The organism is Peptoniphilus sp. SGI.035 (genome assembly GCF_050315115.1).
Taxonomy (GTDB): Bacteria; Bacillota; Clostridia; order Tissierellales; family Peptoniphilaceae; genus Peptoniphilus_A.
This window is the reverse complement of sequence record NZ_JBNPOJ010000029.1, coordinates 1-12,484: the sequence shown is the minus strand read 5'-3', so window position 1 is coordinate 12,484 and position 12,484 is coordinate 1. Positions and strand designations below refer to the sequence as shown.

General features: G+C 27.7%; 12 protein-coding genes and 1 pseudogene. 10 read left to right on the top strand and 3 right to left on the bottom strand.

All coding sequences use genetic code 11. From position 1 onward, the window contains the following. Positions 1-140: 140 nt before the first annotated feature. The 3 genes from ACQRC6_RS09265 to ACQRC6_RS09255 are packed head-to-tail and all read right to left on the bottom strand — an operon-like array spanning position 141 to position 2,519. Entirely contained in the window at positions 141-857 is a 717-nt protein-coding gene (locus ACQRC6_RS09265) for a hypothetical protein (RefSeq protein ID WP_427848663.1), read from the bottom strand. A gap of 10 nt (positions 858-867) precedes the next feature. Continuing rightward, positions 868-1,620 carry a hypothetical protein gene (locus ACQRC6_RS09260; protein WP_427848662.1) on the bottom strand — a complete coding sequence of 251 codons (753 nt, stop codon included), beginning with the start codon at positions 1,618-1,620 and terminating at the stop codon, positions 868-870. Continuing rightward, positions 1,620-2,519, bottom strand: a complete 900-nt coding sequence (locus tag ACQRC6_RS09255; RefSeq protein WP_427848661.1) for an ABC transporter ATP-binding protein — start codon at positions 2,517-2,519, stop codon at positions 1,620-1,622. The genes ACQRC6_RS09260 and ACQRC6_RS09255 overlap by 1 nt, the downstream gene beginning before the upstream one ends. 151 nt (positions 2,520-2,670) lie before the next feature. Between ACQRC6_RS09255 and ACQRC6_RS09250 the strand changes: the two genes are divergently transcribed. The 10 genes and pseudogenes from ACQRC6_RS09250 to ACQRC6_RS09205 form a co-directional block, all read left to right on the top strand. Next, entirely contained in the window at positions 2,671-3,372 is a 702-nt protein-coding gene (locus ACQRC6_RS09250) for a response regulator transcription factor (protein ID WP_427848660.1), read from the top strand. Next, a complete protein-coding gene (locus ACQRC6_RS09245; RefSeq protein ID WP_427848659.1) occupies positions 3,373-4,665 on the top strand; it encodes a sensor histidine kinase in 1,293 nt (430 codons plus the stop codon). 378 nt (positions 4,666-5,043) lie between these two features. Then, a pseudogene (locus tag ACQRC6_RS09240) lies at positions 5,044-5,154 on the top strand (TetR family transcriptional regulator); the annotation flags it as partial. A gap of 102 nt (positions 5,155-5,256) precedes the next feature. Next, positions 5,257-5,655 carry a hypothetical protein gene (locus ACQRC6_RS09235; RefSeq protein WP_427848658.1) on the top strand — a complete coding sequence of 133 codons (399 nt, stop codon included), beginning with the start codon at positions 5,257-5,259 and terminating at the stop codon, positions 5,653-5,655. Between the two features lie 169 nt (positions 5,656-5,824). Continuing rightward, entirely contained in the window at positions 5,825-6,418 is a 594-nt protein-coding gene (locus tag ACQRC6_RS09230) for an MptD family putative ECF transporter S component (protein WP_427848657.1), read from the top strand. After that, on the top strand, positions 6,419-7,105 hold the full coding sequence (locus ACQRC6_RS09225; protein WP_427848656.1) for an energy-coupling factor transporter transmembrane component T: 687 nt from the start codon (positions 6,419-6,421) through the stop codon (positions 7,103-7,105). Positions 7,106-7,117: 12 nt separating this feature from the next. Continuing rightward, a complete protein-coding gene (locus ACQRC6_RS09220; protein ID WP_427848655.1) occupies positions 7,118-8,533 on the top strand; it encodes an ABC transporter ATP-binding protein in 1,416 nt (471 codons plus the stop codon). A 3-nt stretch (positions 8,534-8,536) separates the two neighbouring features. Then, the gene (locus tag ACQRC6_RS09215) at positions 8,537-10,249 is read left to right on the top strand and encodes an ABC transporter ATP-binding protein (RefSeq protein ID WP_000353266.1); all 1,713 of its coding nucleotides are present in this window, start codon (positions 8,537-8,539) and stop codon (positions 10,247-10,249) included. Between the two features lies 1 nt (position 10,250). After that, positions 10,251-11,996 (top strand): ABC transporter ATP-binding protein, encoded by a 1,746-nt coding sequence (locus tag ACQRC6_RS09210; RefSeq protein ID WP_427848654.1) that lies wholly within the window; start codon positions 10,251-10,253, stop codon positions 11,994-11,996. Between the two features lie 329 nt (positions 11,997-12,325). After that, the coding region (locus ACQRC6_RS09205) for a TetR/AcrR family transcriptional regulator (RefSeq protein ID WP_427848664.1) at positions 12,326-12,484 on the top strand (159 nt) is incomplete at its 3' end.

Genomic DNA, 12,484 nt, shown 5'->3' with positions numbered 1-12,484 from the left:
GTAGTATTGATGTCAAGGAATAGAGTATAGATCATCTATTTCAGACTTCTACTTATATTAAGCGATATTAAAATAGCTTTTGTCGCAAAAATTGGGTGATGCAATTGTATGCTTCACCCATAAATTTACAATTTACATATTTATTTTTCATACTTTAACGACTTATTTGTAAGATAAGAAAATACAATTGTCTCTGCAATAGCAAATACAAATAATAATGTTAAATTTTGTGTATTAATAAACCTTCCGTTATTTAGTTCTAGGGATAGGTAATTAAGACCCATGATCTTTGCCAATATAGGTAATATATTTTGTGTGGTTAAAGCAAAGCCTAGTATTGATGTAAAAGTCGATAAAAGAACTATTATGCCTAGAGATTTTATTTTTATTGCTAAAAATTGAAAAACAAAAATCATAGGTAGTGAAAGTACAATACTAAGACTTATATAGTAAATGTAAATTCCAAAATTTGTATCTTTAAAATGACAGATAAACTTTCCTTCAAGATAAAATAAAAGTAGAAAATACATTTGTGTCAAAGCAATTATAAGTAAAGATAAAGTTCCTTTAGATATTATAAAGGATATATTCTTTATTGGGCTAATTCGTACTAATTTTAGATTAGCCTTATGCTCTACGGACCATAGACTTGCTACGACTATTGCTATAAGAGGTATAAAGAAAAATGAAAAGTAAAACAAAGTTACTTGCGTCCAAAGACTTTTCCATTCAAAGCGTAGTATTTCAATGTTATTAAGATAGTTTATTAATCCAAAAATATTGGCAAGTAATGGTATTATAATTGATGCCAACAATAAGTTCAAAAATTTTGTTTTCTTTAATTCTAATATTAACATTTTTTCCTCCTTATTCTTTTTCTAAAAGGAATTTTTTCATGTTCTTCATATAAATAATGCTGATTACTAAAAATAAGAGTGATATTATTGGGATATAATATTGTAATGGATTTAATATTTTTATAAATTTATCTCCTTCTTTGATATAAGATATATTCATTAGGCAAGAAATCCAAGCAAAAGGATTTATATAGCTTAGCAATCGAGATGTTAGCATACATATAATTCCAGATAATGCTCCAATAATTGACAAAAAAGAAGTAAAATAAACTTTTTTTGTCTTCATTTCAATAATCATAAATAAAGCAAGTAAAAACAAATTGATAAACAAGATAGCTATAAATAAAAGCAAAAGCCTAATTATAACGTCCACATTAAAAACAAAGCATTTTGATTTTTCTGAAAGAACAATTAGGAGTATCCATTGAATAATCTGTAGTAATAGTAATTTAGAAGATAAATTTTTAAATTTATTTAATAAAATATCTGTAACTTTTTCTCCCAAGCTAATTTGTAGTTGCCACATATTGTTTTTCTCTTCAATTTCAATTACTTTTTTAGCCAATGAAGATATTAAAATTGGATTGACCAATAAGCTAATAAAAAAATATGCATCTAAAAGCTCATATAAAAAATATGCAGAATTTAATGCAGTTCTGGAAAAAGTAACTCCTACTGGAATCAAGGTTTGAGATGCAAAAATTATAAACAATAAAAAATTTATTCCTAGCTTTTTATTTTTTTTACTTTCTAAATTTTTCATTATTTAACTCCTTTGGTTTCTGCTATAAATAGCTTTTCAAGGCTTTCCCTTTCTTCTTCGATTCGATAGATGTCTACTTTTCCGTGTAGATAATGAACAATTTTTCCAATTTCATCATTAGATTTTTTTCCAAGGATTAGTTTTTTATTTTTAACATTTTTCTGAGAAATATTTAATAGGGAAGCGGTTTTAATATTATCAGATGTTTCAATGGAGATAAATGGAGGATGAATCATTCTATAATCAGAAAGCTTTCCATTATAAATTAATTTTCCACTTTTTAATATCCCAATATGGGTAGATATTTTTTCTATTTCGTCTAGGATATGAGATGAAATTAAAATGCTAGCGGAAGAATTCGTCACAATATTATTAAATAGATTTCTCATTTCTTCTATCCCCTGTGGATCTAGTCCATTAATAGGTTCATCCAGAATTAACATTTTGGGATGTCCAATTAAAGCGATAGCAATCCCAAGTCTTTGTTTCATTCCAAGCGAGTATTCTTTAGCTTTTTTATTTGTAGCACTTGTAAGTCCCACAAGTTCTAATGTTCTTGTGATTTCATTTTTACTTATATTTTTGAGCATACAAATAATTTCTAAATTTTCGTACCCTGTGAGATGTTCGTAAAAAGATGGATTTTCTATTAAAGCTCCAAGGACTCTATTGAACTCTTTTTGATTTTTTTCATTTAATTCTTTTCCAAATAGGAAAATTTTTCCAGAATCTTTTTTTACAAGACCTAAAATTAGTTTCATCAATGTAGATTTGCCGGCGCCATTAGGTCCAATCAAACCATAAATAGAACTTTCTTCTATTTCAAGATTTTCAATATCCAACACACAATCACTTGCATAAAATTTTTTCAAGTTTTCAACCTTTAGTATGTTATTCATAATATTTCACCTTCCTTGAATGTATTTTAGCAATTAAAAATAAAGATATAATTTCAGCAAGATCACTTTTACATCACAAATTAAAATATTGAGTGATATTGACTAGAGAATTAAGAAAGTTATTATATAATAAAATAAAAGGAGATCTAATATGATTGAAAATAGAGAACAGATTATTTTAATAATTGATGATGACAAGGATTTATTGGAAAGCTTATATAAATACTTAGTAAGTAAGGGATACAAAAAAGTTCTAACTGCAAAAAATTTAGCAGAAGCTGAATTTAAAATCATCAATAACAACTTGGATCTTATCATCTTGGACTTAATGTTGCCAGATGGAAGTGGCTTTGAATTATTAAAGAAAATTAGAAAAAAATCAAGAGTACCTGTAATAATTTTATCAGCTTTAGATGGAATTGAAGATAAAAGAGAAGGTTTTGGAAATAAGGCAGATGATTATATTGTAAAACCATTTTTGCCTGAAGACCTTCTTTGGAGAATAGAGGCAGTTCTTAGAAGAAGTTTAGGCTCAATGTCAGAGAGTAGAATAAAGTTAGGTAAAGTTATCTTTGATAAAGAAAGGGCAATGTTAATTAGAAATAATAAGGAAGAAAATTTAACTGCTAAGCAATTTCAAATTTTAAATCTTTTGGCAAATAATTTGAACAAAATTGTATCAATTAATCAAATATTAGATGAAGTATGGGGAGAAACTTACGGCTATGAGAATACACTAATTACTCATATTTACCGAATACGAGAAAAATTAGAAGAAGACCCCAAAAATCCAAAAATTTTAGTCACAATAAAGGGTTTAGGTTATAAATTAGTTTCTGATGAGGATGTTTAAATGCTTAATTATATTTTAAAAAGATTTACAAAAATTGTTGTTCGAATTATTTTATTATTATTTGTTCTTGTATTAATGTTGTTAAGTATACTCTATGTTAGCTACAAAAGTAGAACTAATAATCCTTATCCCAATGAAGTATTTGATTTTGTAGACAAAAATAAAAGCGAAATACTTTTAAACAAAAAAAATAAAAAATATTTAGAAGGGAGAAAGATTTGGGCAATTAGGATTAATAAAAATGGAGAAGTAATTGAAAGCTTTAATAAACCAAATGAGGTGAAAGATAAATTTGAGATTACAGATATAGCAAGATTTACTAGGTATTACTTAAATGACTATCCAGTCTTTACTTATATAATAGGAGACGGATTAATAGTATTTGGCTATCCAAAAAATTCCTTTGACAAGTTTCCAATAAATTTTGTAGATTATAAAAGTTTTGCCTTTAACTTAAAGTTATCAGCTTTCTTTTTGCTGATATTTTTGTTTTTAGTATACTTAATGTATAAAATAGATGTAAAAAATATCTTTAAAAAGTTAGACCCTGTCCAAAAATCAATAGAGCAGCTTTATGAAGAAGACTTTGATAAGTTAGAAGAAGTTGGCGAGCTTTCAGAACTATCAAAATCAATAAATGATGCGAACATGAAGTATCAGGACTTGAAATCAACACAAGCAAAGTGGATTAGGGGGATTAGCCATGACATAAGAACACCACTTGCAAAAATATCTTGGAGTCTAAATGAAATAAAAGAGGAGAAAAATTTAGAAGAAATTACGAAAATTCAAGAGCAAATATTAAAAATTTCCAATATAATAGAAGATTTAAATTTGACAATGAGTATAAGTTCACTTAGTAAAGATAAATTTACTATGGCAGACCCTGTACCTATACTTAGAAAATTAATAGTTGAAAAGTTAAATGAATATCCTGATAGAGAAATAATTTTTGACAATGAACTTGATAAAGTAAAAATAAACATGAATAATAATTTATTTTATAGAATGGTAGAAAATGTATTGAAGAATTCTTTAAGCTATACAGATGGAATAATTAAGGTATCAGCTTACTCTTTGAATGATAAGATGTTTATTTCCATGGAAGATGAAGGTCAAGGAATAGAAGAAAAATTAATAGAGAAAGTTCAAAATTCGGATTTAAGTCATGTTACAACTCATGGAATGGGATTATTCATATCAAAGCAAATAGCAGAAATTTTAGGAGGAAGTATTTTTATTGAAAACACTTATCCAGGTGTCAAAGTTTTATTTAGCTTTAATTTAATTTAAAAATTATTAATGCTAGCAAAAATTGAGTTTTAATGTGAAAAATTGATAGTATTAATAGCAATACAAAAATAGGATTAATAAAATTTTAAAGACATCTGAAGAGTTTTTATAGGAATTAATATGCATAAATGTAAACTGAATAGATAAAATCTATTATAAAAAGTTTTAATCAATGATAATAATAAATATCCAATACAATAATTACGGCTTAGATAATTTAACTAAGCTGTTTTTTAAGTTTATTTATATTTAAAATGGATTATCTTTTAAATAAGGAAATATTATTTTAGTGCTTATAGACAAAGGACTTGACATAAGCAATTAGTTAGTGCTACCATATAGTAAACAGTGTTATCTTAAATATGGAGGTGACTTTTACTGAGGAATAAAGATATTACAATAAAAAAAATATTAAGAAGTGCAAAGAATGAATTTTCAGAACATGGATTTGAAGAAGCTTCTGTAAGAACTATCGCTAAAAATGCTGGAGTTACACCTGGTGCAATATATAAACACTTTAAATCTAAAGAGGATATTTTTAAGGCAATTGTAAGTCCTGCCATTAATCACTTATATAAAAGAAATAAAGAATTGACAAACCAAGCAATAGAGGAAATTAAAACAAAGGGTTTGGAAGCTTTTGAAAAAAAATCTGATGATAGTAATAAGGAATTGTTGGAATTTATTTATCAAAATGATTCTATTTTTAACTTACTATTTAACTGTTCCCAAGGTACAGAATTTGAATCAATTCGTCATGATTTAGTTAATCTTGAAGTTCAGGGTGCTAAGAAATTAATTGAGGCTCTCAAGGGAAAAAAGATTGAAACAAATAATTTAAATGATGAAGAGCTTCATGTGCTCTACACTATGGCATGTACGCCTTTATTTGAGATAATTACACATAGATATCCTTATGATGAAGCCTTAAATTTTATAGACATGATGGAGGCAGCGATGAATTTTGGATGGAGTAGGATTATAAAGTAAAAAACATAATTTAAAATCTAAATAAAATAAATTTTGAAATCGGGTTTAACCCGATTTTCTGCGTTTTTAGGGAAGTAAACAAAATGAGGAAAAATTTACTAACGAAAATAATTATCAATTAGTTACTTTAAAATAGGTAAATATATAAATTTTAAATGGAGGTATTCAAATGAATGAAACAAAATTAAAAACAAAAGATTTAGTCAATATTGGTATTTTTTCAGTGATTTATATGGCATTATCAATGGCTGTAATGTTTATTCCAATATTTTCACCAATACTTTGGTTATTATGGCCTGCAATGACAGGAATAATATGTAATTTTATATATATGTTATTAGTGTCTAAAATTTCAAAGCCAGGAACAGCTTTTCTTTTAATAACTATTACAGGGATTATATATTTTGCTATAGGAGAATGCACTTTCACAATTGTAGTAACTTGTGTTATTGCTGGTATTTTAGCAGAAATTGCAAGAAAAGTATTGGGGTATAAAAAGCAAAAGAGCATAATCGTATCTTCAGGATTGATTTGTATCGGGTTAATTGGCTCACCATTACCTATGTGGTTGTTCCAAGAACCTTATATGAAATCTATTATTGAAATGGGAATGAGTCCAGAATATGTAAATAAATTACAAACTTTAATTTCAATTCCAACACTTATTGGTATGATAATTGCCGCATTTATTGGAGGAGTTATCGGTGCATATATAGGTAAAGCTATGTTCAAAAAGCGTTTTGAGAAAGATGGAATCATATAAATGAAAGGTGTTGTAAGAGGTATTATAAAGTTAAATCCACTAACTGAAATCATTTTTTTGATTTCAGTTAGTATAATAAGTTTTACAAATAACAGTCTAAAGATGGATGTTTATATTCTTTTAACGGTTGCTATTATAGCATCATTTATGGGACTTATTAAAATATCTTTAAAGGCAGTATCTGTATTTTTATTATTACAGGGATTGAAATATTTTGTTTTGCCAATTTTACCAGATATCATTTCAGTACATTTTGGTTTATTAGTAATTCATGCTCCTAAGTTAATACCGATTTTTTTAGTTGGTCAAATTCTTATAAAAACTAATCCTATACGTAATATTATGCATGCCTTAAAAATGATTCATTTTCCTGAAAGTCTAATTATTTCTTTGGCTATAAGCATCAGATATTTTCCATCTTTAAGAGAGGAGAAAATATTAATTTCAGATGCAATAAAAATAAGAGGCGTGACTGGATTTAAAAAGATACAATTAGGACTCATGTCATTAATAGTTACAGCTTCTAATACTGCAGATGAATTAGCTCAAGCTATTACAGTTAGAGGGATAGAAAATCCTGCAAGGAAGACTTTTATGGATAATGCAGAATTTAACACTTGGGATCTAGTAATTATCCTATTATGCATTCTAATGTTCTTCAATGTAAAGTTCAAATTATTTTTATAAGAGGTACGAAACATGATTAATATAAATGAAGCTTCATATTCCTATAAGAGAAGCTTAGAAGACCAGTTAAAGAAAATTTCAATAAAGATTAATCAAGGAGAAGTTATCTTATTATGCGGAAAATCTGGTTCTGGGAAAACAACTATAACAAAATTAATCAATGGATTGATTCCTCATTTTTTAGAGGGAAATTTATTAGGAAATATTTTTATAAATGGGATAAACACAAAACAAATGAAGATATATGAAATTTCTGAGAAAGTGGGAACAATTTTTCAAAACCCCAAAACACAGTTTTTTAATTTAGATTCAGATAGTGAACTAACATTTGGATTAGAAAATTTAGGTGAAAACCCTGATAAAATAAAAAGACAAGTTTCTAAAGTAGTACGTGATTTTAGAATTGAAAGATTAAAAAACAGAAATGTTTTTATGATGTCAGGTGGAGAAAAGCAATTACTTGCTATTGCATCTATTTATGCTACCAATCCAGATGTATATGTGTTTGATGAACCTTCTGCAAATATTGATGAGTATGGTATTGAAAGAATAAGAGAGATGCTTATAAATCTTAAAGCTCAGGGCAAGACAATTATTATTTCTGAACATAGACTCTATTATTTAATGGATTTAATTGATAGAGCTATTTATTTACAAGACGGAAAAATAAAATATGTTTTTTCAAATGTGGAATTTTCTTCAATTAGTGATGACTCACGAAAGAAACTAGGACTTAGAACTTTTGTAAGAAAGAAAAATGATGATTTTGCAAATCCTGTCACATTTTGTGAATCTGATGACTTTGTAGTTTCAAATTTAGAATATGAAAATAAGAAACAAAAAATTTTAGATAAGATAAATATTTCCGGAAACAAGGGAGATATTATTGCAATAACAGGTAAAAATGGTCAAGGAAAAACAACATTAATGAGAATTTTGTGTGGACTGTTGAAAGAAAACGAAGGAAAAATAAGCTATAAAGGAAGTCCCATAAAATATAAAAAACGAAGAAAACTTTGTTATATGGTTATGCAAGATGTAATTCATCAGTTTTTTTCGGAATCTGTAAGAGATGAATTTAGTTTATTTGATTCTAAAATAGATGAAAAGCAAATAGATAATATTCTAGAAAAATTAGATCTTAAAAAATTAAAAAATCGTCATCCTATGTGCTTATCAGGAGGTCAAATGCAGAGACTTTCTGTAGCATTGGGGATGTTAATGGATAGAGAAATTATTATTTTGGACGAACCAACGAGTGGACTTGATTATACAAATATGCTCGAAATAAGCAAAGTCATTAAAAAATTTTCAAATAATAAAATTATATTTATTGTTACGCATGATAATGAATTGATTGATAGTACATGTAATAAATTATTGGAAATTTGCGATGGCAGAATAAAAAGATTTTATGAAAGAAGGTAAAAGATGGATATCTTAAAGGGACATAAAAGCAAGATTTTCGCAGCTGTATTCATTGCGATAATAGGAGTAGGATTTGGTGTAATACCTTATTTTTCTGTAGCAGCCATTATTAATAACTTGGTTGCAAAAAATGCAAATTTAAATAATTATTATCCATATATTTTTGCTGTATTTTTGGGATTTTTGGCAAGTATATTATTTCATGAAATATCTACTATTATTTCTCATAATCTTGCCTACAGGATTATTGAAGATAAAAGAAAGTTATTAGCTGACAAATTAAGTAAAATTTCTATGGGAGAAGTTGAAAGAAAAAGCAGCGGACAGTGGTCTCAATTTATGGTGGAAACACTTGATAAAATGGAAAAACCGATTGCTCATGTGATTCCAGAAGTTATTGCTAATATATTCATTCCTATAGTATTGATCATAACAATTTTTATAATGGACTGGAGAATAGGAATTGCAAATTTACTTACAATTCCATTGGGATTATTGTTCTCAATGTTAATGATGCGAGGTTATGAAGAAAAATCTAAAAGATACCAAGAAGCAGCTAAAGCTATGAATACGACAATGGTTGAATATGTAAATGGTATTAAAGTTATAAAAGCATTTAATAAATCAGCATCATCATTTGGGAAATTTAGAAAGACTGTTGAAGAGAATAAGAACGCAATGCTTGATTGGTATTTGAGTGTTTGTTTTTCAATGACAGCAACTATGGAAACTATCCCGTCAACTATGGTATTCGTTTTACCAGCTTCCTTGTATTTCTTTATGAAGGGTAGTGTTGAAGTAGGGACTCTTATCACGTGTATATTGCTATCATATGCTTCATATAAACCATTAATAAAAGCTATGAGTCATATGGAAACAATAGCAAATATAAAAGTTGTATTTGAAGAAATAAAAAAAATAATGGAAATTCCTAACTTAAAAAGAGGAGAAGAAGTAAGAGATATAAAATCTTATGATGTAGAGTTTAAAGATGTTACATTTGCATATGAAGAGTCAAAGAATGTATTAAATAATATTTCGTTTAAAGCAAATGAAAACGAGTTAACTGCAATCGTTGGAAATTCAGGTAGTGGAAAGTCTACTATTACAAAACTAATCGCAGGATTTTGGAATGTTTCTAATGGAGAAATTTTAATTGGAAAAACAAATTTGAACGAATTGCCTTTAAAACAGAATATGGAGCTTGTTAGCTATGTGTCTCAAGAAAACTTTCTTTTTAATAAAACAATATTAGAAAATTTAAAGATGGCGAAAGAAGATGCGAGTATGGATGAAATTAAAGAGGCTTGTGAAAAAGCGAGTTGCTATAATTTTATAAAGAGCCTACCAAATGGATATGAAACTATTGTAGGGAAGGGAGGAGCAAATCTTTCTGGAGGAGAAAAGCAAAGAATTGCAATAGCTAGGTGTTTTTTAAAGAATAGTCCTATTGTACTACTTGATGAAGCAACAGCATATTCTGATCCTGACAATGAATCAGTTATTCAACAGTCTATTGATAAGTTAATTAAAGATAAAACAGTGATTATGGTAGCTCACAGGTTATCTACAATTGTAAATGCAAATAAAATAATTGTGGTGGATAATGGAGAAGTAATTGAAGAGGGCACTCATAAACAATTACTCGAGTTAAATGGGAGATACAAAAAAATGTGGGATGTATATACAGAATCTAAAGAAATCGAGGTGATATAAAGTGAGAGAATTGATAAAAACTTTATATGAGGTGTCAGGGTCATATTCAAATAAAATAACAAGGATGCTTATTTTTGATGTATTTAAAGGACTATCTGAAGGAGTTTCCTTAGTTGCAATTTTATTTTGTTTGAGCAAAATTTGCGAAAATATATTTACAGGTCAAAGTGTTTTAATGAAGGATGTATACACAGTATTTATAATTGCGGCTATAAGTTTACTAGGAAAAATCACATTTGGATATTTGGCTGACAAAAACAAATATATTGCATCTTATAGTTTGGGTGCAGAAAATAGATTATATATTGGAGATCGACTTAAAAATGTAAACATGGGATATTTTAGCACAAATTCTTTAGGGAATATAGCGGGCGCCTTGTCAACTGTTGTGGGTGAACTTGAGACAGTTGGGGTTTTTATTATTGAACAAATGCTTGTTGGTACAATACAAACATTGATTATGGTAATTTTTATGCTACCCTATGATTTTGTAACAGCTGTTATTATATTATTGACTTTGATTGTTGGAATTGTAGTAAACTTATTAACGCAAAAAAGCACAGATCAACTGACAGAAAGGTTATTGGGACTTAAATTGGATTTAAGCGAAAAAATGCTTGAATATGTGAAGGGAATAGGAATAACTAAGGCATTTGGAAAAGATCAAAATACAGTTAAGGAATTAAACGAAAGTATTACAGAGAGCCGCAAGGGATTTCTTGATGTAGAAAAAATTTTGGTTCCAACGCAGTTTTTATTCTTGATAGTATTTAAACTTGGTATTTGCCTAATAATTATTAGTTCTATCATAAGATATTTCTCAGGAAATATTGAAGCTACTAAAGCAATCATATTGATTGTTATGAGCTTTGTTGTATTTTCAGGATTTGAGTTAGCTGGAAGTATGCAAAGTATTAAGGGAGTTGCCGTACAAAATCTTAACACTGTAATTAGTCTAAGAAATTTGCCTGTAATTAAAGAAGGAGAAATGAAAGAAGTAGATAAAGCAGAAATATCAATTAAAAATATTTCATTTTCTTATGACAAAGAAAATCTTTTTAACAATTTAAGTATGATTGTTCCAGAAGGGAAAACTACAGCTCTTGTTGGATTTTCAGGAAGTGGTAAAACAACACTTTGTAATTTAATAGCAAGATTTTGGGATGTAGATTCTGGTGAAGTAATAGTTGGAGATACAAATATTAAGAATTACAAGTACGATGAACTTTTATCCAACTTCAGCTTTGTGTTTCAAGACGTGTATCTTTTTGATGATACCATAAGAAATAATATTAAATTTGGGAATGAAAATGCAACAGAAGAAGAAATGATAAATATTGCAAAGAAAGCACAGTGCCATGATTTCATTATGAAATTACCACAAGGTTATGATACTGTTTTGCAAGAAAGTGGTTCAAACCTATCAGGAGGTGAGCGTCAGAGAATATCTATTGCGAGAGCTATGTTAAAGCCAAGTAAATTTGTAATTCTTGATGAGGCAACTTCAAGTGTAGATCCAGAAAATGAAAAACAATTATTGATTGCTTTAAAAAATTTATTAAAAAGTAAAACTGTTATTATAATCGCTCACAAACTTAAAACTATTAAAAATGCTGACCAAATTATTGTTATGGATAAGGGAAAAATTGAAAGTATAGGAAAACATAGAGAGCTAATAAAAAAATCAAATATATACAAGAGCTTTATAGAGAAACGAGAAAAGGCTACTGGATGGAAAATTGAATAAAATATTGAGAGGACTTTTAAAATAAATAGTCCTCCTTTTTTTGCAAAAATTCTAGTAAATAAAATATTTATATTTGATAAAATAAAAAAACTTGAACAATTCATGCAACAGGAGAAGATAAGTGAAATAGATAATAAAATATAGTAAATATCTAATCTAAATTAAATACAAAGTATAAAAGTTTAGAGAAATACCTAAAACTTTTAAATATATCTGATGTTTGTTTAGAATAAAATATATTATTTTGAATAAACTAGACATATTTACGATTTTATAAAATAGCTCTTGACAAAAGTAAGGGAAAATGATAACTTATATCAAAAGAACGAATGTCGGTCGTTGGGGGTGAGATTTTGTCCAAGAGGAATGTAAAAGATCCAGAAGAAAGAAAAAGGGAGCTTATAGATGTTGCATCTAAATTGTTTGAACAATATGGCTATGAAAAAGTATCTGTGAGAGATATACTAGCAGAGGTAAATGGAGCTCCC